Source organism: Streptomyces sp. NPDC127092, from assembly GCF_042722475.1.
Taxonomy (GTDB): domain Bacteria; phylum Actinomycetota; class Actinomycetes; order Streptomycetales; family Streptomycetaceae; genus Streptomyces.
Map to the genome: position 1 here is coordinate 1 of NZ_JBHXFE010000069.1, position 25,819 is coordinate 25,819.

At 72.8% G+C, this 25,819-nt stretch carries 22 protein-coding genes; 8 read left to right on the forward strand and 14 right to left on the reverse strand.

What is annotated here, in order from left to right; translation table 11 throughout:
* Window positions 1-108: 108 nt before the first annotated feature.
* The 3 genes from ACFWJO_RS35630 to ACFWJO_RS35640 all read right to left on the reverse strand — a co-directional run bounded on the left by ACFWJO_RS35630 (window position 109) and on the right by ACFWJO_RS35640 (window position 3,760).
* Window positions 109-2,634, reverse strand: coding sequence for a hypothetical protein (locus ACFWJO_RS35630; protein ID WP_386872052.1), 2,526 nt, complete (start codon window positions 2,632-2,634; stop codon window positions 109-111).
* An 88-nt stretch (window positions 2,635-2,722) separates the two neighbouring features.
* Entirely contained in the window at window positions 2,723-3,127 is a 405-nt protein-coding gene (locus tag ACFWJO_RS35635) for a hypothetical protein (protein WP_386872054.1), read from the reverse strand.
* A gap of 162 nt (window positions 3,128-3,289) precedes the next feature.
* Window positions 3,290-3,760 (reverse strand): GNAT family N-acetyltransferase, encoded by a 471-nt coding sequence (locus ACFWJO_RS35640; protein WP_386872056.1) that lies wholly within the window; start codon window positions 3,758-3,760, stop codon window positions 3,290-3,292.
* A gap of 58 nt (window positions 3,761-3,818) precedes the next feature.
* Here ACFWJO_RS35640 and ACFWJO_RS35645 point away from each other — a divergent pair, with 58 nt between their 5' ends.
* Window positions 3,819-4,034 (forward strand): hypothetical protein, encoded by a 216-nt coding sequence (locus ACFWJO_RS35645; protein ID WP_386872058.1) that lies wholly within the window; start codon window positions 3,819-3,821, stop codon window positions 4,032-4,034.
* 91 nt (window positions 4,035-4,125) lie between these two features.
* Here ACFWJO_RS35645 and ACFWJO_RS35650 read toward each other — a convergent pair whose 3' ends face one another.
* The 7 genes from ACFWJO_RS35650 to ACFWJO_RS35680 form a co-directional block, all read right to left on the reverse strand.
* A complete protein-coding gene (locus ACFWJO_RS35650; protein WP_386872060.1) occupies window positions 4,126-5,688 on the reverse strand; it encodes an APC family permease in 1,563 nt (520 codons plus the stop codon).
* Window positions 5,689-5,971: 283 nt separating this feature from the next.
* Window positions 5,972-7,465: an aldehyde dehydrogenase family protein gene (locus ACFWJO_RS35655; RefSeq protein WP_386872062.1), complete on the reverse strand. Its 1,494-nt coding sequence runs from the start codon at window positions 7,463-7,465 to the stop codon at window positions 5,972-5,974.
* Window positions 7,462-9,201, reverse strand: coding sequence for an amidohydrolase family protein (locus tag ACFWJO_RS35660; RefSeq protein ID WP_386872063.1), 1,740 nt, complete (start codon window positions 9,199-9,201; stop codon window positions 7,462-7,464). Before ACFWJO_RS35660 ends, ACFWJO_RS35655 begins: the two co-directional genes overlap by 4 nt.
* 126 nt (window positions 9,202-9,327) lie before the next feature.
* Window positions 9,328-10,452 (reverse strand): LLM class flavin-dependent oxidoreductase, encoded by a 1,125-nt coding sequence (locus ACFWJO_RS35665; protein ID WP_384421777.1) that lies wholly within the window; start codon window positions 10,450-10,452, stop codon window positions 9,328-9,330.
* Window positions 10,453-10,577: 125 nt separating this feature from the next.
* Entirely contained in the window at window positions 10,578-11,339 is a 762-nt protein-coding gene (locus ACFWJO_RS35670) for an SDR family NAD(P)-dependent oxidoreductase (RefSeq protein ID WP_386872065.1), read from the reverse strand.
* A gap of 12 nt (window positions 11,340-11,351) precedes the next feature.
* Window positions 11,352-12,272: a TIGR03619 family F420-dependent LLM class oxidoreductase gene (locus ACFWJO_RS35675; protein WP_386872067.1), complete on the reverse strand. Its 921-nt coding sequence runs from the start codon at window positions 12,270-12,272 to the stop codon at window positions 11,352-11,354.
* Window positions 12,273-12,421: 149 nt separating this feature from the next.
* Complete coding sequence (locus ACFWJO_RS35680) at window positions 12,422-13,639, reverse strand: amidohydrolase family protein (protein WP_386872068.1); 1,218 nt, start codon at window positions 13,637-13,639, stop codon at window positions 12,422-12,424.
* A gap of 167 nt (window positions 13,640-13,806) precedes the next feature.
* On the opposite strand from ACFWJO_RS35680, the gene ACFWJO_RS35685 reads away from it, so the two are divergent.
* From ACFWJO_RS35685 to ACFWJO_RS35695, 3 genes are all read left to right on the forward strand, one after another.
* Window positions 13,807-16,917, forward strand: a complete 3,111-nt coding sequence (locus ACFWJO_RS35685) for a BTAD domain-containing putative transcriptional regulator (protein WP_386872070.1) — start codon at window positions 13,807-13,809, stop codon at window positions 16,915-16,917.
* Window positions 16,918-17,147: 230 nt separating this feature from the next.
* The gene (locus ACFWJO_RS35690; protein ID WP_386872072.1) at window positions 17,148-17,351 is read left to right on the forward strand and encodes a hypothetical protein; all 204 of its coding nucleotides are present in this window, start codon (window positions 17,148-17,150) and stop codon (window positions 17,349-17,351) included.
* 474 nt (window positions 17,352-17,825) lie between these two features.
* The gene (locus tag ACFWJO_RS35695; RefSeq protein WP_386872074.1) at window positions 17,826-18,356 is read left to right on the forward strand and encodes a hypothetical protein; all 531 of its coding nucleotides are present in this window, start codon (window positions 17,826-17,828) and stop codon (window positions 18,354-18,356) included.
* Window positions 18,357-18,367: 11 nt separating this feature from the next.
* Here the strand turns inward: ACFWJO_RS35695 and ACFWJO_RS35700 are convergent, their stop codons facing one another.
* Complete coding sequence (locus ACFWJO_RS35700) at window positions 18,368-19,921, reverse strand: FadD3 family acyl-CoA ligase (RefSeq protein WP_386872076.1); 1,554 nt, start codon at window positions 19,919-19,921, stop codon at window positions 18,368-18,370.
* Between the two features lie 87 nt (window positions 19,922-20,008).
* Here ACFWJO_RS35700 and ACFWJO_RS35705 point away from each other — a divergent pair, with 87 nt between their 5' ends.
* Genes ACFWJO_RS35705 through ACFWJO_RS35715 form a run of 3 tightly spaced genes read left to right on the forward strand, consistent with a single transcriptional unit; the run spans window position 20,009 to window position 22,426 of the window.
* Window positions 20,009-21,151 (forward strand): lipid-transfer protein, encoded by a 1,143-nt coding sequence (locus tag ACFWJO_RS35705; protein ID WP_386872078.1) that lies wholly within the window; start codon window positions 20,009-20,011, stop codon window positions 21,149-21,151.
* A 1-nt stretch (window position 21,152) separates the two neighbouring features.
* On the forward strand, window positions 21,153-21,584 hold the full coding sequence (locus ACFWJO_RS35710; RefSeq protein ID WP_384421754.1) for a Zn-ribbon domain-containing OB-fold protein: 432 nt from the start codon (window positions 21,153-21,155) through the stop codon (window positions 21,582-21,584).
* A complete protein-coding gene (locus tag ACFWJO_RS35715) occupies window positions 21,581-22,426 on the forward strand; it encodes an enoyl-CoA hydratase/isomerase family protein (protein ID WP_386872080.1) in 846 nt (281 codons plus the stop codon). The genes ACFWJO_RS35710 and ACFWJO_RS35715 overlap by 4 nt, the downstream gene beginning before the upstream one ends.
* A 47-nt stretch (window positions 22,427-22,473) precedes the next feature.
* On the opposite strand, the gene ACFWJO_RS35720 is transcribed toward ACFWJO_RS35715, so the two are convergent.
* Together ACFWJO_RS35720 and ACFWJO_RS35725 are read right to left on the reverse strand one after the other, a co-directional pair.
* Window positions 22,474-22,980 carry a hypothetical protein gene (locus ACFWJO_RS35720; protein WP_386872082.1) on the reverse strand — a complete coding sequence of 169 codons (507 nt, stop codon included), beginning with the start codon at window positions 22,978-22,980 and terminating at the stop codon, window positions 22,474-22,476.
* 122 nt (window positions 22,981-23,102) lie between these two features.
* Window positions 23,103-23,699, reverse strand: coding sequence for a hypothetical protein (locus ACFWJO_RS35725; protein ID WP_386872084.1), 597 nt, complete (start codon window positions 23,697-23,699; stop codon window positions 23,103-23,105).
* A 137-nt stretch (window positions 23,700-23,836) separates the two neighbouring features.
* On the opposite strand from ACFWJO_RS35725, the gene ACFWJO_RS35730 reads away from it, so the two are divergent.
* Window positions 23,837-24,556 (forward strand): hypothetical protein, encoded by a 720-nt coding sequence (locus ACFWJO_RS35730; RefSeq protein ID WP_386872086.1) that lies wholly within the window; start codon window positions 23,837-23,839, stop codon window positions 24,554-24,556.
* An 89-nt stretch (window positions 24,557-24,645) separates the two neighbouring features.
* Here ACFWJO_RS35730 and ACFWJO_RS35735 read toward each other — a convergent pair.
* Window positions 24,646-25,819, reverse strand: a 1,174-nt coding sequence (locus ACFWJO_RS35735) for a PQQ-binding-like beta-propeller repeat protein (RefSeq protein ID WP_386872087.1), incomplete at its 5' end; no start/stop codon positions are given.

Sequence of the window (25,819 nt, forward strand, 5' to 3'; positions counted from 1 at the left end):
CGGGGTGCTTGGACCTCCCCCCCCCCGGCTCCTCCTTGGGGGACGGATGGTCCCCACCCCATGTCCCCCCTTCCCCCCCCCCCCCCCCTGCCCGTCGTGCGGTCCGCGTCAGCGGACGTCGACCCAGTCCCACGCCGAGCCCGCCCACGGTGCGGCGGCCGAGCCGGGGTACACCAGGCGCCAGTGTCCGTCGTTCCAGGCGGTGCGCTTGATCGTGACGGCGCCGTTGGCGTCGGTCACGCCGGTGGCGACCACGGACCAGGTGGTGTTGGCGCCATACATCTTGAACCGCAGCTGGACCTGCTGGCCCGCGAGGGCGGTCGCCGCACCGTACTCCCACGGGGCACCGGTCAGCCGGCCGGTGACGGTGAGCGTGCCGCCGCGGGAGACCGGCTGCGGCGCGACGGAGTTCAGGGCGAACGTGGAGGCCCGCTTGAAGCTCACCTGGCCGGCCACCGGGCCCTGGTAGACGCTCGCCCCGTCGGCCGAGTGGGCCCAGGCGGCGATCGACCAGGTGCCGGCGAGCTTGTTGAGGCCGATGTAGGTGGCCGCGTTCATGTGGAACTCGGCCACGCAGTCGTGGACGGTGCCGGTCGCGCGCTTCGTGCACCGGCCGGGGAAGACGGACAGCAGCCCGTCCGGGTTCGTGTACGGGCCGTGGAAGAAGTGCAGCCCGGCCGCGCCCAGACCGCCGGGCGCGTCGACGGTGAAGCGGGCCGTGTAGGTCTCCTCGCCGGTCAGCGTCGGAGTGATCGGCTTGGCGTCGTTGACGACTGCACCGCTCACCGAGATCGAGCCGGCCTTCAGCGCGGTCTGCGTGCCGGGGCCGCCGAAGGCACGGGTGACGGTCTGGGTGACCGAGCCTCCCGAAGCGTCCGTGCCGCTGATCCGGAGCGACACGAAGCCGGCCGTGGCCGGCACGTCGACCGTGGCGGTTCCGGTGGCCCCCTCGGCGGCGAGCGGGGCGGTCTGCCACGTCCCGCCGTCGTCGAAGGAGTACTCGACGGAGGTGAGCGTGGCAGCGTATGCGGGGACGCGGTTCGCCAGGGACACACGGACGGCGACGGGGCCCGCCGCCGCGCGGTTGCGCAGGTCGAGACCGGGCACGTCGAGGCGCGCGTCGATCACCGGGAGCGCGCTGCTGCCGTACGAGCTCAGCGTGCTGCCGCTGACGAGCCAGTCGGTCTCGATGCGCGGGGACAGCCGGGTGGAGTGGTGCGCGCGGCTGACGACGTGGTGGATGCCGTACGTGGCGTACGAGTTCACCGGCAGGGAGTAGCGCTCACTGAAGGGCAACGGCCCGGAGCGACCCAGCTCCTGGCCTTCGGCGGTGACGCGGTAGGTGTGCGTGGCGTTGTAGTCCTTGCCCGCCGCGCCGTCGGAGCCGACGAGCGAGGTCTCGTCCAGGAGGAAGGTGCCCCGGTTCCACCGCGATCCTCCGGCGACGGTGAGCGGCGCCGGACCGAAGGTCTCCGCCGGCGACTCACCCGAGGGCGGGCTCAGGGCCGGAAGTTGGTCATCGAAGTCGCCCTGCTGGACGAAACGGTGGTAGGTGCGGCCGGGCGTCAGGTAATGGGTGAAGGTGCCGGGCGCCGGGACCGCGCTCGGGCTGTACACGCCCGAATCGTCGCCGAGCATCGCGGCGACCCCGTACCACGCGCTGATCCCGGCACCCGAGGCACGCACGGTCGTCCGGGTCTTCGCCAGGTCCGCGGTGCGGACCGAGGCCACGGGAGTGGTCGGCACGCCGTTCGGGAACGTGTGGACCACGTCGTAGCGGTAAGGGCTCGGCCGGTTGGGGGTGGAGCCCTTGCGGCCGAGCACCTCGTGCACCTTGAGGCTGACGCCGGGCAGCGCGATGGGGGTCACGTAGACGGCGTCGCGCCCTCCGGCGAAACCGGCTATGTCGCCGTTGGGCATCGACATCCACACGGACGAGGCGGCGCGGACGGCGCTCGGGTCGTCGACGGCGATCCGGGTGGGCTTCGACGCGTTCGCGTCGAGCGTCACGGTGAGCGGCGCGCTGCCCACCGTGAACGTCTTCGCGAGCAGGTGGGTCGGCTGCTGCCAGTTGCTCCACAGGCCGACCACCACGTACTCGCCGGCCGGCAGGTAGACGGTGCCGAAGTCGTCCCACTGCTCCTCTTGCACGTCGTACCACTGCCAGGTGGTGCGGTTCCAGACGTGGATGAGGCCGCCCCAGTGGTAGGTGTTGATCAGGTCGATCTTCACCCGCTGGTTCGCCGTGGTCGCGGTGGTCGTCGTGGCGGCGCGCGCTGCCGGTCCGGACGCGGCGGTTCCGGCGTCGGCCGTGCCGAGGCGGGTGGTCGCCTGCGGAGTGCGCCGGCCCGTCGGGGTCACCTCGGTCGCGCCTCGGATCCCGGCGAAGGCGTACGGTCCGGACGGCGCGCCGTCCCGGCCGCTCACCCGCAGCTTGCCGCGGTCGAGCTCGGCCGTCTCACCGGTGCTCAGGAGGGCCTTGCGCGGTGCCGGGACGGGCGCCGGGGCGGCCGGACCGGCCGCCGGAGCGTGCGCCTTCGTCGTCGCGGCAGCCGGTGCCACCAGCGTCGCGGCCACCACGGCCGCCCCGCACATCACCCCGGCCGCCCGGGCCCATCGTCCTGTCCGACGCATCCGCGCCCTCCACTCATGACTCGTGTCGCACGGACAAGACTCATGAGACTCCGAAAGGTTGTACGGACGCGGGGCGGCAACGCCTTGTCTAACCCACCGCCCGCTGGCGGGCCGCGAGGTCGCCGTAGCCGCCTCGCTCCCACACCCGTTCGCGGAAGCGCTGGAGGGTGAGCGGGGCGGTGTCCTCGCCGGGTACGCCGGCGAAGTGGACGGTGCCGCAGCGGTGGCAGTACCAGCCGTGCGACCACAGTTCCTCGGCCAGGTGCCGGCCCCGGGTCAGGTGGGCGAAGGCGGCCTTGCGGCGTACGAGGACGGCGACGACCAGGGCGGCGACGCACAGGGCGAGCGCCGAGATCCAGCCCAGGAAGGAGAGGTCGGGCCCCGGGTCCTCCACCAGGGGCGAGGTTCCGAAGTACGGGCCGTCCGGCAGCTCCGGCTCGTCCTCGAAGGCACCCCCGACGAACACCCAGCCGAGGAACGCGCCGACGGCCACGACCCCGGCGAAGAGGCCGAGGCAGCCGATGCCGTACGTGGGCGGCCCTGATCGCGGAGCCGGCGGAGGCGGAGACGGAGGAGACGGCAGGGACGGCGGAGGAGACGGCAGAGGCGTAGGGCCGGGCGGAGGCGCTTGCCCGAGGGGGGAGGAGATCGGCGGTCAGCCGGCCTGGGGGGCCGGCTCCCGCACCATCCACACGTCCACCGGGTCCTCCGACTCGACCGTGAACCCGGCCCGCTCGTAGAGGCGGCGGGCCGCGCTGCCCTGGAGGACCTGGAGGCGGACCGGGGCCGACTGGGCGTCGGCGCGCTCCAGGAGGGTGCGCAGCACGGCGCCGCCGAGGCCGCGACCCTGCAGGGCCGGGGCCAGGTAGAAGTGCTCCAGGCAGAGGCCTTCGGCGTCCTCGTGCGGGCGGAGGGTGACGGAGCCCGCGAAGGCGCCGTCGACCTCGATGACCGAGGTGTACGCGGTCGAGAAGCCCTCGCGTACCCGCCGGCGCACCCGGTGTTCGTCGTAGCGGCCGAGGCGTTCCAGGTCCGGGCGCATGACCTCGGCCCGCAGCTCGGCGACGACCTCCACGTCCTCGGCCCGGCCCGGGCGCAGCGTCCAGTCGTTCGTGGGAGAAGGCATGGGCGCATCGTAGGGACGGTGCGCGTAACCCCGGCGCCCGGGGCGGCGTTCACGCGTCATGAAGAAGATCCTCACCGCAGTCGCCCTGACCTCCTTCGCCGTGACCGGTGGCCTCGCCGCCGCCGGCAGCGCCGCCGCCGACACCGCGGGCGCGAACCTGCCCTCGGTGGTGCCGCTGAGCGGCGTGCTGGCGCCGAAGCCGAAGCCCGCCTCGGCGGACCAGATGCCGGCCGCCAACAAGATGGTGGAGGGGCTGCTTCCCGGTCAGCACTGACGGAGCCCGGGCGCGCGAGCGCGGAAAAGACGAGGCGGCGGGACCCCCCACGGGCCCGCCGCCTCGCCGCTGTCCATCACCGGACGGTCGGTCAGTCCTCCACGACCAGTGACGGGGTCTCCTTGGTGAGCACCTCGCCGCGGAAGAACGCGGGGCTCTTGGCGCGCATCACCAGCATGATCACCACGCCGAGCAGCAGCAGGCCGACGCCGATCACGAACACCGACCCGACGCCGAGGACCGCGGAGCCGGAGCCGTAGGCCGGGTCCCACATGTCGTAGAGCGTCTTGCCGAAGACGGCGGTCAGCATCAGGCCGCCGAGGAGCGGCATGAGGCCCTTGTAGGCCAGGTCGCGGCCGGAGCGGAAGAGCTCGGCGCGGAAGTACCAGACGCAGGCGAAGGCCGTCAGGGCGTAGTAGAAGCAGATCATCAGGCCGAGCGCGTAGATCGTGTCGACCAGGACGTTCTCGCTGAGCAGGGTCATCACGGTGTAGAAGGCACCCGTGGCGACACCGGCCACGACGGTGGCCTTGCCCGGGGTCTTGAAGACCGGGTGGACCTTGGTGAAGGACTTCGGCAGGGCCTCGTAGGTGGCCATGGCGAGGACCGTGCGGGCCACCGGGATGAAGGTGGTCTGGAGGCTCGCGGCGGCCGAGGCCAGGACGGCGACGAAGAGCAGGATGCCGAGGGCCGGGCCCATGACGGGGCCGGCGAGGGCGGCGAAGACGTTGTCGGAGGTCTCCGGGTTGGCGAGGCCGAGGCCCTTGTCGCCGGAGCCGACGGCCATCTGGGCGGCGATGCCGGTGGCCAGGTAGGAGCCGACCAGGACGACCATGGCGATCAGCGCGGCGCGGCCGGGGGTCTTCTGGCTGCCGGTGGTCTCCTCGTTGGTCGCCATGCAGGCGTCCCAGCCCCAGTACATGAAGATCGACAGGGAGAGTCCGGCGGTGAACGCGGCGAAGGACTGCACCGCGAAGGGGTTCATCCAGGACCAGGAGAAGTCGACCGAGGTCTCGAAGGAGCCGGCCTTCGACAGTGCCATCGCGACGAACACGGCGAGGACGACGAGCTGGAGGCCGACGAGGGCGTACTGCACGCCCTTGGTGGCGGTCATGCCGCGGTAGCTGATCGCGGTGGCGACGGCGATCAGGGTGAGGCAGGTGAGGATGTGGACGGCCTTGTTGTCGTCCAGGGCGGCGATCGACGGATCGCCGGTGACCTCTCCGGCGAGGAGCCAGAAGTACGAGGTGGCGACGCCGGCCAGGTTGGAGAGCACGATGATCGTGGCGATCACCAGGCCCCAGCCGCACATCCAGCCGAGCTTCGGGCCGAAGGCCTTCACCGTCCAGGTGAAGGAGGTGCCGCAGTCCGGCATGGCCTTGTTGAGCTCGCGGTACGCGAACGCGACCAGCAGCATCGGCAGGAAGCCGGCGAGGAAGACGGCGGGCATCTGCAGGCCGACCTCGCCGGCCGTGGAGCCGAGTGTGGAGGTCAGGCAGTAGACGGGGGCGACAGTGGAGATGCCGATGACGGCACTGCCGAGCAGGCCCACGGAGTTTCCGCCGAGGCCCTTGGTACGTACACCGTGGCTGTCGCCCGCGGCGACGCCCCTTACCGTGTCTCCGGCCTGGGGCCGCACATCCACCTGAGTCATGAACAGGACGTTAAGTGCTGCGGTTTCCACATCCGGAAGATCGAACTCCGGTCGCCCGGTCGATCTTTGCCTTGCATTGCGCGGGTCGAATCGGACGCCCGCCAATGATTGAAAGATCGACTACCGCGACGGACCGACCAACCGGTAGGCCCGTCGCCGGGTGTCCGATATGCGGGAACCGCAGCTGCGCCCCAAATGTCCGTTTCCAAAATTTCCCGAGGAATTTTCGAGGAGCTCGTCACCTCGTCTCGCGGGGCGGGTCCGCCCCGGCTTCCCGCCGGGCTCAGCCCGGCCAGACGACCGCCTGCAGCTCGCTGTACGCCTGGAGCGCGTACGAGCCGACGTCCCTGCCGACACCGCTCTTCTTGAAGCCGCCGAACGGCGCCTCCATGTTCCGGCCGACGGTGTTGATCCCGACCCCGCCGGCCCTCAGCCGCGCCGCGACACGGAATGCGCGGGCCACGTCCCCGGACCACACGTAGTCGATCAGCCCGTAGTCGCTGTCGTTCGCGAGCGCGACGCCCTCCTCCTCGTCGTCGAAGGGCACCACCACGACCACCGGGCCGAAGATCTCCTCGCGCACCACTCGCATGTCGTTGGTGCAGTCCGCGAGCAGGGTCGGCGCCACGTAGAAACCGCGGTCGAGCCCCGGTCCGGCCGGCCGCTCGCCGCCCGCGACCACCCGCGCGCCCTCCTTCCTGCCCAGCTCGACGTACGACTCGACGCGGTCGCGGTGCGCCGCCGAGATCACGGGGCCGACGACCGTGCCGGGCGCCGCCGGGTCGCCGACCGTGAGGTGGCCGAGGTAGCCGGTCAGCTTCGCGAGCAGCCGCTCGTAGATCCCGCGCTGGGCGAGCACCCGGGTCGGGGCCGTGCAGATCTGCCCGCTGTAGAAGGAGAAGGTCGTCCCGATGCCCGTCACGGCGGCGGCGAGCCCGTCGTCGTCCAGGTCGTCGAAGACCAGCGCCGCGCCCTTGCCGCCCAGCTCCATGAGCTGCCGCTTCAGCTGCCGCCCGCACACCTCGCCGATCGCCTGGCCGACGGCCGTGGAGCCGGTGAAGGAGACCATGTCGACCGCCGGCGAGTCCACGGCCGCCTCGCCCACGGCGGGCGCCGACCCGGTGACGACGTTGACCACGCCGGCCGGGACGCCCGCCTCCGCCAGGGCGCGGGTCATCGCGAACACCGACAGCGGGTCCTGCGGGGCCGGCTTCACCACGACCGTGTTGCCCATGGCGAGCGCCGGGGCGATCTTCCCGGCCGGATTGGCCCAGGGGTTGTTGTACGAGGTGATGCAGGTGACCACGCCCACCGGGCGCCGTACCGCCACCGCCCCGAAGACCCCGGCCTTCCCCATCGGGCCCGCCTCGTTGATCTGCGGCGGCAGCGCCTGCTCGACCGGCTCCAGGGCGCCGCGCGCGTACCGCCGGAAGCGGGCGGCGCCCACGGCCACCTGCATGCCGCGGGCGGTGGCGGTGGTGGCGCCGGTCTCGGCGCGCGCGAGCAGCGTGTTCGCCCCGGCGTCCCGGGCCATGAGGTCCGCGGCCCGGTCCAGGATCGCCGCCCGCTCCTCCGGTTTCGTACGGGACCAGCCGGCGAACGCCTCGCGGGCCGCCTCGGCCGCCGCGTACACCTGGGCGCGCGAGGCCTCGGGAGCGAGCCCGACGACCTCCTCGGTGGCGGGGTTGATCACCTCGTAGTGGCCGCCGTCGGGCTCGACCCACTCTCCCCCTATATAGAGGCGCTCCGTGATCCCGCCGGTCCCCGTGTCCGTCATCGCGTGCTCACCGTCCTCGTGTCACGGCCCGAGCGCAGGACGCGCCCCGGGATCGCGCCCGTCACCTCGTCGTCCCGTACCGTCTCCACGCCGTTGACCCGCACGGACACGATCCCGGTCGCGCGCGAGTCCAGGCGCGGGCTGTCGCCCGGCAGGTCGTGGACGAGGGTCGCCGGGCCCGCGTCGATCCGCTCGGGGTCGAAGAGGACGAGGTCGGCGTGGTGGCCCACGGCGATCCGGCCCCGCTCGCGCAGCCCGAAGAGCCGGGCCGGGTCGTCGCTCAGCATCTTCACGGCCTGCTCCAGGGGCACCAGCTTCCGGCCGCGCAGGCAGTCGCCGAGGAAGCGGGTGGTGTACGGGGCCCCGCACATCCGGTCCAGGTGGGCGCCCGCGTCGGAGCCGCCGAGCAGCACGTCCTCGTGCTGCCAGGTCTCCGCGCGCAGGGCCCAGGAGGCGGGGTCGTTGTCGGTGGGCATGGGCCACAGGACGGTGCGCAGGTCGTCGTTGGCGCAGATCTCGACGAGGCACTGGAACGGGTCCTGCCCGCGTGCGGCGGCGATGTCCCGTACGACGCGCCCGGTGAGGCCGTCGTTCTCCCGGGAGTACGTGTCGCCGATGACGTACCGGCCGAAGTTCGTCAGGCGCCGGAAGACGCCGGCCTCCTTGGAGTCGGCGCGGCGCAGCATCGCGGCGCGGACCTCCGGGTCGCGGAGCCTGGCGATCCGCTCGGGGACCGGGAGGGAGAGGATCTCGCCCCAGCCCGGGATGAGGTTGAGGGCGCAGAAGGTGCCGAGCGACATGTTCATGGGCGTGAGGATCGGCATGGTGAGGGCGACGATCCGGCCGCCGGACTTGCGGGCCCGCTCGGAGGCGAGGAGCTGGCGCGGGACGCGCTCGGGGACGGTGGCGTCGATGGTGAGGACGTTCCAGTTGAGGGGCCGGCCGGCGGCGGCGCTCATCTCGACGAAGAGGTCGATCTCGGCGTCCGAGAACTGGTCGAGGCAGCCGGCCACGATGGCCTCCAGCTGGGTGCCCTCGTGCTCGCCGACCGCCCTGGACAGGGCGATCAGTTCGGCGGGCCGCGCGTGGCGGGAGGCGACGGGGGCGCCGTCGCCGTCGGAGTGGGTGGAGGACTGGGTGGTGGACAGGCCCCAGGCGCCGGCGTCCATGGACTGCTTGAGCAGGTCGACCATCTGCCGCAGCTGCTCGGCGGTCGGCTGTCCGCCGACGGCGTCGGCGCCCATGACGTACCGCCGCAGGGCGCAGTGCCCGACCATGAACCCGGCGTTGACGGCGATCCGCCCTTCGAGGGCGTCCAGGTACTCGGCGAAGGAGGACCAGGTCCAGTCGACGCCCTCTTCCAGCGCGGCGAGGGCCATGCCCTCGACCTTGGACATCATGCGGCGCGTGTAGTCGGCGTCGGCGGGCCGGCCGGGGTGGAGCGGGGCGAGGGTGAAGCCGCAGTTGCCGCCGGCGACGGTGGTGACGCCGTGGTTCATGGAGGGCGTGGCGTACGGGTCCCAGAAGAGCTGGGCGTCGTAGTGGGTGTGCGGGTCGACGAAGCCGGGCGCGAGGACGAGGCCGGAGGCGTCCTCCTCGGTGCGGGCCTCCTCGCCGGCCGTCCCCGCCCCCGTGATGACGGCGATCCGCCCGTCCCGTATCCCGACGTCGGCGGTGAAGGCGGGGGCGCCGGTGCCGTCCACGACGGTGGCGCCCTTGATGAGGTGATCGAGCATGGCGTTCCCTTTCTGCACCTGGACACGGGTGTGCCCCGGACCGGGGCCGCCGCGGAACGGCCTCCGGCCGGGGCCGGTACGGGGCGGCGGTCCGGGAAGACACCGCCCCGCGCTGGGTGGGGCCCGTCAGTTGCCGGCCGACTGCCGGAAGCGGGTGGTGCGGTGGACGGGGTCCGTGTCGATCTCCGGGATCACGTGCTCGCCGATCAGCTTGATCGTGTTCATCGTGTCCTCGTAGGAGATGCCGATCGGCAGGCCGAAGGACAGCTGGTCGGCGCCCGCCTGTTCCCAGCGCTTGCACTGGGCCAGGACCTCGCTCGGGTCGCCGCAGATCATCAGCTCCTCCTGGATGAGGAGTTCGATGATCTCGGCGGAGTACTCGGGAAGCAGCTCGGGCCACTCCGGGACGCCCTCGGGGCGCGGGAAGGTGTCGTGGTAGCGGAAGAGCAGCGACTGGAGGTAGTTGAGGCCGCCGCCGACGGCGATCTCGACGGCCTTGTCGTGGGTCTCGGCGCAGATCGCCGTGGAGGTCACCATGACGTTGTCGTTGACGAAGTCGCCGACCGCCCTGGCCTCCTTGACCGCGGTCTTGTACGACTCGACGACCCACTCCATGTCGGAGACCTTCTGCACGCTGAAGCCGAGGACGCCGAGGCCCTTCTTCCCCGCCATCGCGTACGAGGACGGGGAGCCCGCCGCGTACCACATGGCCGGGTGCGACCTGCCGTACGGCTTGGGCAGGACCTTGCGCGGCGGGAGCGACCAGTGCTTGCCCTGGAACCCCTCGTACTCCTCCTGGAGCCACATCTTGGGGAACTCGGCGATCGTCTCCTCCCAGATCTCCTTGGTGTGGTTCATGTCCGTGATGCCCGGAAAGAACCCGAGGATCTCGTGGGAGCCGGCGCCCCGGCCGGAGCCGAACTCGAATCGTCCGCCCGAGAGGTGGTCGAGCATGGCGACCTTCTCGGCGACCTTCACCGGGTGGTTGACCTGGGCGAGCGGGTTGAAGATGCCGGAGCCGAGGTGGATGCGCTCGGTGGCGTGGGCGAGGTAACCGAGGTAGACGTCGTTGGCGGAGAGGTGCGAGTACTCCTCCAGGAAGTGGTGCTCGGAGGCCCAGGCGTACTTGAACCCGGACCTGTCCGCCTGGATGACGTACTCGGTCTCCTCCATGAGGGCCTTGTGCTCGGCTTCGGGATCGGTCTCGGCACGCTTGCCGACGTATCCCTGTACGAAGATCCCGAATTCCAAGGAAGTTCACCGTCCTCGTGAGTTTCTGACGTATCGTCAGATTCTTTGATGCGCCCCGGCCTGTCAATACCTGATGGAACGTCAGACATGCTCGGCGGCAGGGTTCCGGAGGAGGTCCGGAGGAGTCAGAAGAGCTTGACGCCGGCGAGCCATCCGCCGTCGATCACGAACGGCTGGCCGGTGATGTACGAGGAGTCCTCGGCCGTCAGGAAGAGCGCGAGGGCCGCCACCTCCTCCGGGCGGCCGATCCGCCCCAGCGGCACCAGGTTCCGGTACAGCTCGGCGGTGGCCGCCGGGTCCACGCCCTCCGGATTGCTCATCGCGGTGTCGATCGCGCCCGGGCAGACCGCGTTGACGCGGATGCCCTTCGCCGCCAGCTCCACGGCCGCGACCCGGGTGAGCCCGAGCACGGCGTGCTTGGTGGCGGCGTAGGCGCCGACCCCGGCCATCCCGGTCACGCCGGTGTACGAGGCGGTGTTGACGATCGTGCCGCCGCCGGCCGCCTCGATCTCGGGCGCGATCGCACGGATCCCCAGGAAGCAGCCCACCTGGTTGACCTGCACGATCGCCTGGAACTCGTCCAGGGGCGTGGACACCAGCTCGTTGAAGCGCAGGATGCCCGCGTTGTTCACCAGGCCGTCGATGCGGCCGAAGCGGTCCTTCGCGACGGCCACGGCGCCCGACCAGTCCTCCTCCCTGGTCACGTCGAGGCGGACGTACGTCGCACGCTCCTCCCCCAGCTCCTTGGCAAGCGCCTCGCCCTGCTCGTCGAGCACGTCCCCGAGGACGACCCTCGCCCCCTCGGCGGCGAAGAGCCGCGCCTCCTGTTCGCCCTGCCCGCGCGCCGCGCCCGTGACGACGACGACACGCCCGTCCAGCTTGCCCATGAATCCGGCTCCTCAGTTCAGGTGGGGGGCGACCTCCGTCGCGAACGCCGCCATCTGGTCGGTGAGTTCGGTGCGGCTCCGGGAGCGGAACCGCACCTGGATCTGGTGCACGCCCATCTCGCCGTAGGCCCGCAGGGATTCGGCGAGCACCTGCGGCTTGCCGCTCAGGGTGCGCCGGCCGGTGTCCCAGCCGGGCTCGCCCACGTACAGCGCCTCGGTGATGGCGCCGACCGTGAGCGGCGCCTCGATCCCGGCCTCCTCGCGCAGCCGCCGCAGCGTGCCGATCTGCTCGGCGAGCCGGCCGCGCGGGTCGCCCTGCGGCAGCCAGCCGTCCCCCTTGAGGGCGGCCCGGCGCACGGCGGCGGGCGAGGAGCCGCCGACCCAGACGGGCACGCGCGCCTGCGCGGGCCGGGGCCGCTGGCCGAGGTCCCGGAAGGAGAAGCGCGGGCCGTCGTGCTCCGGGAACTCCTCGGGCCCCAGCGCCGCCCGCAGCGCGTCGATGGTCTCGTCGAGCACGCCGCCGCGCCCGGCGAAGTCCGCCCCGACCGCCTCGAACTCCTCCTGGACGTGCCCGGCCCCGACCCCGAGGACCAGCCGGCCCCCGGAGAGGTGGTCGAGCGTCGCGTACGCCTTGGCGGTGACGAGCGGGTGGCGCAGCCCCACGACGGCGACGTGGGAGAGCAGCCGGACCCGCTCGGTGGCCGCGGCGAGGTAGGCGAGCGTGGCCACCGGGTCGTACCAGACGGTGCTCATCGCCCCCGCCAGCCGGCGCGGGATGGCGACGTGGTCGCAGCACGCGACGTAGTCGAAGCCGTGGGCGTCGGCGGCCCGGGCGACCGCGAGCAGGTCGGCGGGGCCGGCGGCGGGTTCCCAGGGCTCGGCGTAGAGGGTGCTCTGGGACTGGACGGGCAGCTGGATCCCGTAGACGACCATGGGACTCCCCTCTCGTTACCTGACGTTCCATCAGTTCTGTCTGCGGACGACGACTCAGGTGCTCACGGCGCTCCGGCACGCCCTGGCGGCCGTCCGAACCGCCCGCCGAGGGCCCCACACCACAAGCGGGGTCCTCCGTCGAGCCCCGGTCACGGTCGCCAGAGGCCGTCCGGGGTCAGGCCGAGCAGGTCGATCGCGTTGCCGCGGACGATCCGCTCGACGACGTCCGGCGCCAGGTGGCCCATCTGGGCCTCGCCGACCTCCCTCGACTTGGGCCAGGTGGAGTCCGAGTGCGGGTAGTCCGTCTCGTACAGCACGTTGCCCACCCCGATGGCGTCGAGGTTGCGCAGCCCGAAGGCGTCGTCGAAGAAGCAGCCGTAGACGTGCTCGGCGAACAGCTCCGACGGCGGTCGCAGCACCTTCTCCGCCACCCCGCCCCAGCCGCGGTTCTCCTCCCACACCACGTCGGCGCGCTCCAGGACGTAGGGGATCCACCCGATCTGGCCCTCGGCGTACATGATCCGCAGGTTCGGGAAGCGCTCGAACTTGCCGCTCATCAGCCAGTCGACCATCGAGAAGCAGCAGTTGGCGAAGGTGATGGTGGAGCCGACCGCGGGCGGCGCGTCGGCGGACGTGGACGGCATCCGGCTGGACGAGCCGATGTGCATGGCGACGACGGTGCCGGTCTCGTCGCAGGCCCGCAGGAACGGATCCCAGTGGTCGGTGTGGATCGAGGGCAGCCCCAGGTGCGGCGGGATCTCGGAGAAGGCGACGGCGCGGACGCCGCGTGCGGCGTTGCGGCGCACCTCGGCGGCGGCGAGCTCCGGGTCCCAGAGCGGGATCAGGATGAGCGGGATCAGCCGGCCCTGCGCCTCGGGGCCGCACCACTCCTCGACCATCCAGTCGTTGTAGGCGCGGACGCAGAGGAGACCGAGTTCACGATCGGGGGCTTCGGTGAAGGTCTGTCCACAGAAGCGGGGGAAGGTGGGGAAGCAGAGCGCGGACTGGACGTGGTTGACGTCCATGTCGGCGAGGCGGTCGGGGACGCTGTACGAGCCCGGGCGCATCTGCTCGTAGGTGATGACCTCGAGCCGTATCTCGTCGCGGTCGTAGCCGACGGCGGTGTCGAGCCGGGTGAGGGGCCGGTGCAGGTCCTCGTAGACCCACCAGTCGCCGATGGGCCCTTGGTCCCCTTTGGCACCCATCACGGGGGCGAACTTTCCCCCCAGAAAGGTCATTTCCTTCAGCGGGGCGCGGACGATCCGGGGGCCGGTGTCGCGGTAACGGGACGGGAGCCGGTCCTGCCAGACGTGCGGGGGCTCCACGGTGTGGTCGTCCACCGAGATGATCTTGGGGAAGCTCTCCATGCGCTTCACGGTAGCGCCGATCTGACGATCCGTCAGCTAACTGGTACGGGAGGAACGCCGCACGACCGGTCCGCACCCGTCCGGATCGGCCGACCCGATGCTGACGCACCCCCTCCGGACAAGGCAGACTGTCTCGGGCGAAACCAGCTGTACGGGCAGGGGGACATATGGACCGTGAGAACGGGCCGCGCGTTCCGGAACAGCGGACTCCGGCACCGGGTTCCGCCAGGACCGGCACCAGGCCTGCCGACGACCCGCGCTCCGGCGCACCCGAGGAGACCGGGGCGGGCGGAGCGGCCGGCAAGCCCGGCGTGACCGGGGCGGCCGGCAAGCCCGGCGTCGCAGCGTCGGACGGCGGGCCTGCCGCGGCCGGCGCGGAGGCCACCGGTGACGGGCTCAGCTTCGCCGTGCTCGGGCCCGTGCGGGCCGCCCGGGGCGGCACGCCGCTGCCCACCGGGTCGCCGCAGCAGCGCGCCCTGCTCGCCGCCCTGCTCCTGCGGGACGGGCGCACCGCCACCGCCTCCGAGCTGATCGACGCCATCTGGGGCGAGGACCCGCCCTCGCAGGCGCTCGCCGCCGTCCGTACGTACGCCTCCCGGCTGCGCAAGGCGCTCGACCCGGGCGTCCTCGTCAGCGAGTCCGGCGGCTACGCCCTGCGCACCACCGCCCTCGACCTCACCCGGGCCCACGACCTCGCCGCCGAGGCGGAGAAGCTGCGCGCGGCCGGGCGCCGCGGCGCCGCCCGCGACCGGCTGAACGAGGCGCTCGGCCTGTGGGACGGCGAGGCGCTCGCCTCCGTCCCCGGCCCGTACGCCGAGACCCAGCGCACCCGCCTGGAGGAGTGGCGGCTCCAGCTCCTGGAGAGCCGGCTCGACCTCGACCTGGAGGTCGGTGCGCACGCCGAGGCGGTCTCGGAGCTCACCGCGCTGACCGCCGCCCACCCGCTGCGCGAGCGCCTGCGGGAACTCCTCATGCTCGCCCTCTACCGCTCCGGCCGGCAGGCCGAGGCCCTCGCCGTCTACGCCGACACCCGGCGGCTGCTCGCCGACGAACTGGGCGTCGACCCCAACCCGGAACTCTCCCGGCTCCAGCAGCGCATCCTGCAGGCCGACGCCGAACTGGCCCGGCCCGTGGAGGAGTCGGCCCCGGCCGCCACGCCCGTCGCGCGGCCCGCCCAGCTGCCCGCCACGGTCCCGGACTTCACGGGCCGCGCCGCGTTCGTACGGGAACTGGGCGCCCGGCTCGCGTCCGCCGAGGGCTCGGTCATGGCCGTGTCCGCGCTCGCCGGCATCGGCGGCGTCGGCAAGACGACGCTCGCCGTGCACGTCGCCCACGAGGCCCGGCCGCACTTCCCGGACGGGCAGCTGTACGTCGACCTCCAGGGGGCCGGAGCACGGTCGGCGGCCCCGGAGGCCGTGCTCGGCGCGTTCCTGCGCGCCCTCGGCACGCCCGACTCGGCGATCCCGGACTCGCTCGACGAGCGGGCGGCGCTCTACCGCTCGACGCTCGACGGCCGCCGGGTCCTGGTCCTGCTCGACAACGCGCGCGACGCCGCGCAGATCCGTCCGCTGCTGCCCGGCACGGCGGGCTGCGCGGCGCTCGTGACCAGCCGGATCCGCATGGTCGACCTGGCGGGCGCGCATCTGGTGGACCTGGACGTCATGTCGCCCGAGGAGGCGCTGGAGCTCTTCACCCGGATCGTGGGCGAGGAGCGGGTGCGGGCGGAGCGGGAGGCGGCCCTCGACGTGGTCGCGGCCTGCGGTTTCCTGCCCCTCGCGATCCGCATCGCCGCGTCGCGCCTCGCGGCGCGGCGCACCTGGACGGTCTCGGTGCTCGCGGCGAAGCTCGCGGACGAGCGGCGCCGGCTGGACGAGCTGCAGGCCGGCGACCTGGCCGTCAAGGCCACCTTCGAACTCGGCTACGGCCAGCTGGAGCCGGCCCAGGCCCGCGCCTTCCGCCTCCTGGGCCTCGCCGACGGCCCGGACATCTCGCTGGCGGCGGCCGCGGCGGTCCTGGACCTCCCGGAGTGGGAGACCGAGGACCTCCTGGAGGCCCTGGTCGACACCTCCCTCGTGGAGTCCGCGGCCCCCGGCCGCTACCGCTACCACGACCTGGTCCGCCTCTACGCGCGTGCGTGCGCGGAACGCGACGAACACCCGCCGGTGGAACGGGAGCTGGCGCTGTCGCGGCTGCTGGACTTCTACCTGGCGACGGCGGCACAGGTGTACGCGATCGAGCGGCCGGGGGACCGCCTGGTCGACCACCTGGAGCCCACGAGCTACGAGGGCCTCGGCTTCACCGACCGCCACGCGGCCCAGGACTGGCTCTACGCCGAGGCCAACTGCCTCCTGGCCTGCGTCCGCCAGTCCGCGACGGCCCCGCACACCCTGCGGCGCGCGGTGGACCTGCTGTGGGCGGCCCTCGACCTCGGCGAGTCCGGGGCCAACGCCAAGGAGTTCGAGGCCGTCGGTTCCTTCGTCCGCGACGCCGCGCACGACCAGGGCGACGCGCGGGCCGAGGGCCGTGCCCTCATGGCACTCGCCGGCGTCCACCACACCGCCGGCAGGTTCACGGAGGCCGACCGGGACGCCGAACTGGCCCTTCCCTTCGCGGAACAGGCCGGCGACCCGCTGCCGGCCTGCTGGTCGGCGAACGCCCGGGGCATCATCGCGCTCTACCAGAGCCGCTTCGAGGAGGGCGAGGTGCACCTCGCCCACGCCATCGAGCGCTTCCGCGACATCGGCGACCGGCCCGGCGAGGCAAGCGCCCTGTGCAACCTGTCCCGCATCCAGCTCGCCATGGGACGCACCGCGCAGGCGATCGCCCTCGCCGAGGAGGGGACCCGTATCTACGACTCGATGGGGCACTCGCTGCGCGGCGCCAACGGCCGGTACGCACTGGGTCTCGCGCTCACCGAGGCCGCACAGCTCGGTACCGCCGTCGAGCGGCTGCGCGAGGCGCTGGAGGTCTTCCGGGACAGCCGGCAGCGGCTGTGGGAGGGCATGACCCTGTTCCGCCTCTCGGAGGTGGACATCGCGGCGCGGCGTCACGCGCAGGCCGCGTCCAACGCCGAGATGGCGCTCACGGTCCTCCGCGGGATCGGCGGCGAGTGGCGCCGCGGCAACGTGCTGACCGTTCTCGGGCGGGCCCTCCACGGCATCGGCCAGTCGGGACGTGCCCAAGTCTGCTGGCAGGAGGCACTGGACATCTACGAGTCCCTCGACGCACCGGAGGCGGCCGAGGTCCGCAGGCTGCTGGCCCCCACGGCGGCCGCGTGACGGGAGGGCCCGCCCTTCCGTCACGGCCTGCACGTTCATCGTTCGTTTATCGCCGTACGGCACGCTTCTTCTTGTCGATCCGTCGCGTCGGGGGGCAGACGGGTCATCGACACAGCCGTCACTCGGGCAACTAGGGTGAGCGGCCATGCGGGGTCCGTCCGGCTGGTCACGGGGGAGCGGCCGGGCGGACCACGCCGGATCCCACCCAAAGAGACGCAGGAGTTGACGAGATGAGCAACCCGATCGAGCAGGACCCGGTCGTGAAGCCCCAGGACATGCACGCCACCGGCGGCACCGAGGGTGAGATCACCACGAAGGACATGCACGCCACGTCCGAGCCGGCGATCGACGCCATCACCAAGAAGGTCACGGGCACCGGCACCGGCGAGATCACCACCATGGACATGCACGCCACGTCCGAGCCGCTCAACTAAGGCCACATGCCACGGGGACGGTTCCGGAGACGCCATCGGGGGAGTCGCCGGGGCCGAGCGGGAGCCGTACGGAGCGGGGGCTCGGGGGACGCCCGAGGGGACCGGGGGGAAACCTGGGGCACGGCCCGCACGCTTCGTACGGAGCCGATGAAGAGGGGCCGGGCAGCAGCCCGGCCCCTCTGTCGCACTCCGCCGCGCGCGACCTGACGGATTCAGCCAACGTGGCTCGCACCCGCGTTCGACCTGGCTGATGATCGATCCTGTCCGGTACGGCAGGTGGTGGGGACCGCCGGCCGTGCGGGGCGAGGCACGCCACGCGCGCGCAAAGGGGGGAGGGCCCGGACCGGCGACACCGGTCCGGGCCCTTTGGCGTGCTGCCGCCGTGCGCCGGGGCGTACGCCTCTTCCACACCATCGGGCGACGTCCGTCCGCTTTCCGGCGGACCGGCACCGGCCCGCTCCTAGCCTCCGGACCATGGAGCAGGAGAGCAGGGGAGTCGTCGACCAGGCCGCGCTGTGGTCGGCCTCCCTCGCCGCGGTGATCACGCTGTCACTGGGCGAGGGGCGCTACGACTGGCTGAGCTTCGCACTCGGGGTGACGCTGGCGCTGCAGATCGCCACCTTCTACCGGCCCGTGCGGTACGAACCCGGCAGCCGGGGCGCGCGGGGCGTCGCGGCGGCCGGGTTCGGAGCCGTCGGCGGGCTGGTGGCGACGATGGCCCTGGCGTGGCCGGTACAGACCGTCGTGGGGACGCCGAGCCTGTGCCACCGCATGCACGCGGCCGGAGAGGCGGACCTGGCGGACTGCGCCGGAGACGCCGCCTACCCCTGGCTGGGCGTCGTGTGGCTGACGTCCGCGCTGGTGCTCGGCTGCTGGCACTGGTTCGGCGTGGTGGAGCGGCAGACGTCCCCCGACCTCACGTCCCCCGACCTCACGGGCCCCGAACCCACGGGCCCCGAACCCACCCACCCGGAGCCCACCGGCCCGGAGCCCGCAGCCTCCTGAGCAACCCGCGCTCACTGCGCGCGTCGCGCGCGTTGCGCCCGCAGCTCCCCCTTCACCACCTTCCCGCTCGCGTTCCTCGGCAGCTCCGTGACGAACTCGACCTCCCTCGGGACCTTGTAGTTCGCCATCTCGCGGCGCGACCACGCGATCAGGTCGTCCGCCGTCACCCGGGCCCCCGGGCGCCGTACCGCGAAGGCCTTGCCGACCTCGCCGAGCCTCTGGTCCGGGATGCCGATGACGGCGACGTCGGCGATGTCGGGGTGGAGGCCCAGGAGCTGTTCGATCTCCGCCGGGTAGGCATTGAAGCCGCCGACGATGAACATGTCCTTGATCCGGCCCGTGATGCGGAGGTTTCCCGCCTCGTCCAGGACGCCCACGTCACCCGTGTGCAGCCAGCCGTCCCCGTCGACCGCCGCCGCCGTCGCCTCCTCGTCCTCGAAGTAGCCGCGCATCACGTGGAAGCCGCGCACCAGCACCTCGCCCGTCTCCGAGAGGCGGACCTCGGTTCCGGGGATCGCCCGGCCCGACGTCGTCGCGATCACCTCCGCCGGGTCCCCGCGCCGGCACATCGTCACGATGCCGCTCGCCTCGGAGAGGCCGTACGCCGTGAGGACGGTGGCGACGCCGAGTTCCGCGCGGAGGCGTTCGACGAGCCGGAGCGGGACGACCGCCGCGCCGGTGACGACCAGGCGGAGGGTGGAGAGGTCGTGGGCGGCGCGGTTCGGGTGGTCGAGGAGCGACTGGTGGAGGGTCGGCGGGCCGGGCAGGACCGAGATCCGCTCCGCCGCGATGTTCGCCAGGACCGTGTCCACGTTGAAGACGGGCTGCGGGACCATCACCGCCCCGCGGAGCAGACAGGCGATGATCCCCGCCTTGTAGCCGAAGGTGTGGAAGAAGGGGTTCACGATCAGGTAGCGGTCACCCTCACCGAGCCCCGCCAGCTCGCTCCACACCTCGTAGCAGCGCAGGGTCTGCCCGTGGGTGATGACGGCGCCCTTCGGACGGCCCGTCGTGCCCGAGGTGTAGACGATGTCCGAGGGGGACGACGGCGCGACGGCGGCGGCCCGCGCCCGCACCTCCTCGGGCGTCACGCCGTCGCCCTCCGCGAGGAAGGACTTCCAGGTGGTGTACGCCGGATCGTCCGGCACCGTGTCACTGAAGACCACCACCCGCTCCAGCTCGGGGAGTTCCACCTCCGCGCGCCGCAGGGAGGCCACGTACGAGGTGCCCAGGAAGGTGCCCGTGACGAACAGCAGCCGGGCCCGCGAGCGGGCCAGCACGTCCGCCGCCTCCGTGCCCTTGAAGCGGGTGTTCAGCGGGACCAGGACCGCGCCCGCCGTGACCGCGCCGAGCGCCGAGACGATCCAGTCGAGCGTGTTGGGCGCCCAGACCGCGACCCGGTCCCCCGCGCGTACGCCCGCCGCGAGGCACGCGGCCGCCGCCCGTTCGACGCGGGCTCCGAGTTCGGCGTACGAGACGCGGGTGCGTCCCTCGACGACCGCCTCGCGCGGCCCGTACCGCTCGGCCGCCCCGCGCACCAACTCCGGTATCGAGCCGTACTCCATCGCCGTCCACCCTCCCGTAGCTGACTATCCGTCAGATTAGCTGTAGCCTGACGCGCTGTCAGCAACGACGACACCGAGGGGGTTGCCGTGCTCAAGGACCGCACAGCCATCGTCGGCATAGGCCAGACCGCCTTCGCCAAACGCCTCCCCGAGTCCGAGAAGACCCTCGCCTGCCGGGCGATCCTCGCCGCCCTCGACGACGCCGGCATCGCGCCCGCCGAGGTCGACGCCTTCGCCTCGTACACGATGGAGGAGACCGACGAGGTCGAGGTCGCCAAGGCGATCGGCGCCGGCGACGTCACCTTCTTCTCCAAGGTCGGGTACGGCGGCGGCGGCTCCTGCGCCACCGTCGCCCACCTCGCCGCCGCCGTCGCCACCGGGCAGGCGAGCGTCGGCGTCGCCTGGCGCTCACGCAAGCGCGGCAGCGGGCCCCGGCCCTGGAAGAACACCGCCGTCCAGCTGCCCACGCCCGGACAGTGGACCCGGCCCTTCGGGCTGCTGCGGCCCGCCGACGAGATCGGCATACTCGCCCGCCGCTACATGCACGAGTACGGCGCCACCCGCGACCACCTCTTCAACGTCGCCCTGGCCTGCCGCAACCGGGCCAACCAGAACCCGGACGCGATCATGTACGAGCGACCGCTGACCCGCGAGATGTACATGACCTCCCGCTGGATCAGCGAACCCCTCTGCCTCTACGACAACTGCCTGGAGACGGACGGCGCCCTGGCCTGCGTGATCGTCTCCGCCGAGCGCGCCCGCGACTGCCGGCGAAAGCCCGTCTACGTCCACTCCGCCGCCCAGGGCCTGCCCGCCCAGCACCACGGCATGGTCAACTACTGGAACGACGACCCGCTCTCCGGCCCCGCCTGGACCGCCGCCCGCCACCTGTGGAAGCAGGCCGACTTCGGGCCCGCGGACGTCGACGTCGCCCAGATCTACGACGCCTTCACCCCGCTCGTCCCGCTCTCCCTGGAGGGCTACGGCTTCTGCGGGAGGGGCGAAGGCGGCGCCTTCACCGAAGGCGGCGCGCTGGAGATCGGCGGCCGGCTGCCGCTCAACACCGGCGGCGGCGGGCTCTCCGAGGCGTACGTCCACGGCTTCAACCTCATCAACGAGGGCGTGAAGCAGCTCCGCGGCACCTCCACCGCCCAGGTCCCGGACGCGAGCACCTGCCTCGTCACCGCCGGCGAGGGCGTCCCCACATCCGCGATCCTGCTCAGGAGTTGAGATGCTCACACCCGTCATCGACGAGGACGGCGCCCCCTTCTGGGAGTACGCCGCCCGGGGCGAACTCCGGATCCAGGCCTGCGCGGCCGACGGCTGCGGCGAACTCCGCTTCCCGCCCCGCCCCTGCTGCCCGCACTGCCAGTCCTTCGACAGCGAGTGGCGGCTCATGTCCGGGCGCGGCCGGATCTGGTCCTTCGTCCTGCCCCACCCGCCGCTCCTGCCCGACTACGCCGCCCAGGCCCCGTACAACGCGGTCCTCGTCGAACTCGCCGACGCCCCGCGCGTCCGCCTCGCCGGCAACGTCGTCAGCGCGCCCGACGCGCCCCTGAACTCCGTCGACCCCGCCCGGCTGCGCATCGGCGCCGCCGTGAAGGCCGTCTTCACCGAGATCGACGGCGTCACCGTGCCCCGCTGGATCCTGGAGCGCGGATGAGCACGCCCGACGGCACCGGCATCTCGCTGGAACGCGACAAGGAACGCGGGATCGCCGTCGTCACCCTCGACCGGGCCCGCAAGCACAACGCGATCACCCTCGACATGGCCCGCGAGCTCGGCGAGACCTGGCGGCGGCTGCGGTACGAGGACGAGGTCAGGGCCGTCGTCGTCACCGGCGCCGGCGGGCGCGCGTTCTGCACCGGCATCGACCGGGACGACGCCGGACGCGTGCCCCAGCCCTCCTCGCCCTACGCGATCGACGACCCGCTCGTCGCCATCGGCCCCAAGGCCAACGACCTGTGGAAACCCGTCATCGCCGCGGTCGAGGGCATGGCCTGCGGCGGGGCGTTCTACCTGCTCGGCGAGGCCGAGTTCCTGATCGCGGGCGAGGGCGCCGAGTTCTTCGACCCGCACACCACCTACGGCATGGTCAGCGCCTTCGAGACCATCCACATGGCACAGAAGATGCCCTTCGGGGAGGTCGCCCGGATGGCCCTGATGGGCACCGCGGAGCGGATCTCGGCGCGCCGCGCGTACGAGACGGGCCTGGTCAGCGAATTGACCCCGGCGGGGGAGGCGCTGGACGCCGCCGTCCGCGCCGCCGCCGTCATCGCCGCGTACCCGACCGGCGGGGTGCAGGGCACGGTGCGGGCCCTGTGGTCGGCCAAGGAGGCCGCCCGCGCCCAGGCCCTCGCCCACGCGCCGCACCTGGTGACGCTCGGCAACCTGCCGGCGGACCGGCAGGCGGAGCTGTTCGCAGCGCGGGGCGGGGGCGGGGCCGGCGGGGCCGGGGCCGGGGCCGGGCGCGGGGCCGGGAGCGAGGGCTTCCGGCTGCGCTGAGGCGGCGCTGCCGGGCCGAAGCCGCGTCGCCGTGCGCGTACGGCTCGTCAGCCGATGGTGCGGTCGGCGAAGGAGACCTCGCAGCGGGTGTACTCGGAGCCGTTGCCGGAGCCGGTGTACGGGGTGGTCGCCTCGGTGGACTTGGACGCGCCGCCCTCGACCCGCAGGTCGCTGACCTGCGCCAGCGCGAGGTCGACGGTCTTGCCGGCGTCGCCCTTGAACTGCATGGTGACGTCGTAGAGGTACGCCGAGGAGTCGCTGTTGGTGATGGTCAGCTTGGCGACCAGGTTCTTGCCGTCCGCGCTCAGCGCGCACTCGTCGATCTTGACGTCACGCGAGGCGCGGTCCTTCGACGAGCCGCCGACACCGCTGACGCTGCCGGAGGAGCTGCTGGAGTTGCTGTCGGAGCCGCTGCTGGAGCTGCCGGAGCTGCTGGAGTTGTTGCTGGAACCGTGGCTGCCGCCGCAGCTGCCGCCGTGGGAGCCGCGGGCGCCGGTGAGGGCGACCAGGGCGATACCGAAGACGGCGATGGCACGGACATGACGAAGCTTCACGCTTCAACCCCCGTTGAGAGTGTGTGCGAGTGCACAGGCAGAGTGACGGTGCCCGTCCATGAAGAGCGTTGACAGGCGCACGACACCCTACTGGACTCCGGGGCCCTCTCTTGCCAGGCGCCTCAGGAGGCGCTCGCCGTGGGGGTCGGCGTCGACTCCGAGAGCCGGACCACCTCCCGCAGGGTGCACCTCTTCACCTGTGCGACGGTCTCCGGGTGCTTCATCGGGACGTCGTAGATCTTGGGACTCGGGGACGCCACGCCGATCACGATCTCCCCCAGGTCGACCGGCGAGCCGTCGCCGCGCTCGAACTCCAGGACGACGCGGTAGGTACCGGACACGTCGTACCCCGGCGTGACCCGGATCGACGCGGTGGTGTCGGCCGCGCGGGCCGGCTTGCCCTTGCGCTTCTTCTCGGCGGGCCGCACGCACTGGAAGACCTCCACTTCGAGGTCCGCCGGGCCCGTGGTCGGCGCCGGTGTGTACGTGGGGTCGCCCGAGGTGCCGGAGCTGCCCGAACCGCCGGAGGCGTTGTCGTAGTCGTCGTTCTTCTTCTCGGAACTGGAGCAGCCGCCACCGCCACCGCTGCTGCTGCTCCTGCTCTTCCCGCTCTTGCTCTTGCCACCGCCGTGGCCGCCGCTGCTGCTCGTCTGGAAGCCCGTCAGCGCGAGCACGACCACCGTGAGCGTCGCCGCCAGCTTCAACCTCGTGCGGACCATCGCCGCTCCCCCCGTTCGTCCTCGTGCCGTTTCGGCGTGTGCGCGTCACCCTAGCGCCGGGTGCCCCCGTCGCCTGGCGGGGCCCCGGCACCCGGCGTAGCGTCGACAGCGAGAGCCCGACCGAAGGAGGCCGAACGGTGATCCGCAACATCGTCGGCTCGGTCCTGGCGCTCGCCGGAGCGACGGCCGCCGTCTGGAGCCCCTTCCGTGCCTGGTACGACGGCCGTCACGGGCGTGACTATCCGATCGAGGACCTGTTCACGGGCATCACGGACGCCAAGGCCGACGCGATCGCCTCGATCCTGCTGCCCTTCCTCTTCGCCGCCCTCCTCACGCTGGCCGGCGTCGTCTTCCGCAGCCGCTGGCTGGTCGCCCTCGCCGGCGTCGTCGTCCTCGGCTTCACGATCCTGTGGATGGTGCGGGTCGGACAGGCCGAGGGCAGCCTGACCGTCGACTCCGGCGGCGGGGGCCTCGGCGACGGCGTCGCCAACGCGCTGGGCGGCGGCGTGCTGCTGCTCGTCGGCGCGGTGGTGATGTCCGGGCGCCCGCGGCCGCACGCCACCCGCGTGGACGGGCCCCAGCGGCCGAGCCGTCCGACGCTCGACGAGCCGTCGCCCGACCACCGGCCGTACGCGCCCGAGCAGCCGTACGCGCCCGAGCACCCGTACCCGCCCGAGCACCCGTACGCGGCGCCGCCGGACGAGCAGCCGACCCGGACGGACCACGGCCGGCCGCCCGTGTCACCGCCACCCGAGTCGGCACCGCCACGCGAGGGCGCACCGCCGCCGTCCTCCGGCGCGCCCCGGTGGGACCCCGGGCGCGACGACACGCCGCCGCCCCCGGATCGCCGGACGTGACAGCCCCAGGTACGACACCTGTGACAGCCCCGGACACGACCTCTTCGCCCGGCCGCCGAGGCCTTACGCCAAGGCCTTACGCCTAGGCCTTACGCGCCCCGGTTCGTCGCCGTCCCCTTCACCGCGTCGAGCGCGTACACGCACCGGTCCTTGCTGCACGCGTACACGACGCCGTTCCTGGCCACCGGCGAGCCGGTGATCTCGCCGCCGGTCGCCAGCTTCCAGCGCAGCTGCCCGCCGCTCGCGTCCAGCGTGTAGAGCACGTGGTCGGCGGAGCCGAAGTGCACCCGGCCGTCGGCGACCACCGGGGTGCCGATCAGCTCGCCGCCCGCCGCGAACCGCCACTTCGGGGTGCCGGTGACCGCGTCGAGGGTGTACAGCGCGCTGCCGCTGCCGACGTGGATGTTGCCCGCGGCGATCAGCACCGGCTCGGTCGACTGCCGCGGCTCGGTCGCGATCCGCCAGCGGTCCTTGCCGGTCGTCGCGTCGAGCGCGTACACCGTGCCGAGGTGGTCGGCCAGGTACACCCCGCCGCCCGTGACCGCCGGTCCCGGGGCGAACGCGGGCGGCGACAGGAACACCGCCGGCGCCTCGAAGTGCCAGCGCACGTGCCCGCTCGCGATGTCCACGGACAGCACGCGCGTCCCGGCCGCGACGTACACGCAGCCGTCCTCGGCCGGGGCGACCCGCACCGGCACCTGGGCGCAGGAGGCGGCGTCGCCGATCGGGTACGACCAGCGCTCGGCTCCCGTACGGGCGTCGAGCGCGAGCAGCCGGGCGTCGCGCCACACGTAGACGGTGTCGCCGTGCACGGCGGGCCCGCCCTCGACCGTCTCGAAATCGGTCTGGGCGCCGGTGATCTCCCACAGCTTGGCGCCGTTGGAGGCCTCCCACGCCTGGACGCCGCCGCCGCGGGTGCCGGTGACGACGGTGCCCCGGTCCACCTGAAGGGAGTACACCCAGGCGTCCGTGTGCAGCCGCCAGCGCTCGCTGCCGTCGAGCGCGTCGAGCGCGTACAGGGTCGGCCCGTCGGAGGCGTGGATACGGCCGCCGGCCACCGCCATCGACCAGGCCACGTCACGGGTCTTGAACTGGCGCCGGCCGCTCGCCGTGTCCAGGGCGTGCACCTCGAACGAGGTGACGTACAGCAGGTCGCCGTCGACGACCGGGGTGCCCCACACGTCGTTCGACATGCGGAAACGCCAGGGACGCCAGTGGCCGGGCGCCTCCGGGGCCGGGGTCCGCGCCTCGGGGGCGCGGGAC

Coding starts and splice junctions, on each gene's coding strand:
- ACFWJO_RS35700 (WP_386872076.1), bottom strand. CDS start 19,921: ATGGAGTACGGCTCGATACCGGAGTTGGTGCGCGGGGCGGCCGAGCGG.
- ACFWJO_RS35645 (WP_386872058.1), top strand. CDS start 3,819: ATGAAGAAGATCCTCACCGCAGTCGCCCTGACCTCCTTCGCCGTGACC.
- ACFWJO_RS35655 (WP_386872062.1), bottom strand. CDS start 7,465: ATGACGGACACGGGGACCGGCGGGATCACGGAGCGCCTCTATATAGGG.
- ACFWJO_RS35660 (WP_386872063.1), bottom strand. CDS start 9,201: ATGCTCGATCACCTCATCAAGGGCGCCACCGTCGTGGACGGCACCGGC.
- ACFWJO_RS35685 (WP_386872070.1), top strand. CDS start 13,807: ATGGACCGTGAGAACGGGCCGCGCGTTCCGGAACAGCGGACTCCGGCA.
- ACFWJO_RS35710 (WP_384421754.1), top strand. CDS start 21,153: ATGCTCACACCCGTCATCGACGAGGACGGCGCCCCCTTCTGGGAGTAC.
- ACFWJO_RS35640 (WP_386872056.1), bottom strand. CDS start 3,760: ATGCCTTCTCCCACGAACGACTGGACGCTGCGCCCGGGCCGGGCCGAG.
- ACFWJO_RS35675 (WP_386872067.1), bottom strand. CDS start 12,272: ATGGTCGTCTACGGGATCCAGCTGCCCGTCCAGTCCCAGAGCACCCTC.
- ACFWJO_RS35630 (WP_386872052.1), bottom strand. CDS start 2,634: ATGCGTCGGACAGGACGATGGGCCCGGGCGGCCGGGGTGATGTGCGGG.
- ACFWJO_RS35715 (WP_386872080.1), top strand. CDS start 21,581: ATGAGCACGCCCGACGGCACCGGCATCTCGCTGGAACGCGACAAGGAA.
- ACFWJO_RS35670 (WP_386872065.1), bottom strand. CDS start 11,339: ATGGGCAAGCTGGACGGGCGTGTCGTCGTCGTCACGGGCGCGGCGCGC.
- ACFWJO_RS35690 (WP_386872072.1), top strand. CDS start 17,148: ATGAGCAACCCGATCGAGCAGGACCCGGTCGTGAAGCCCCAGGACATG.
- ACFWJO_RS35725 (WP_386872084.1), bottom strand. CDS start 23,699: ATGGTCCGCACGAGGTTGAAGCTGGCGGCGACGCTCACGGTGGTCGTG.
- ACFWJO_RS35695 (WP_386872074.1), top strand. CDS start 17,826: ATGGAGCAGGAGAGCAGGGGAGTCGTCGACCAGGCCGCGCTGTGGTCG.
- ACFWJO_RS35680 (WP_386872068.1), bottom strand. CDS start 13,639: ATGGAGAGCTTCCCCAAGATCATCTCGGTGGACGACCACACCGTGGAG.
- ACFWJO_RS35650 (WP_386872060.1), bottom strand. CDS start 5,688: ATGACTCAGGTGGATGTGCGGCCCCAGGCCGGAGACACGGTAAGGGGC.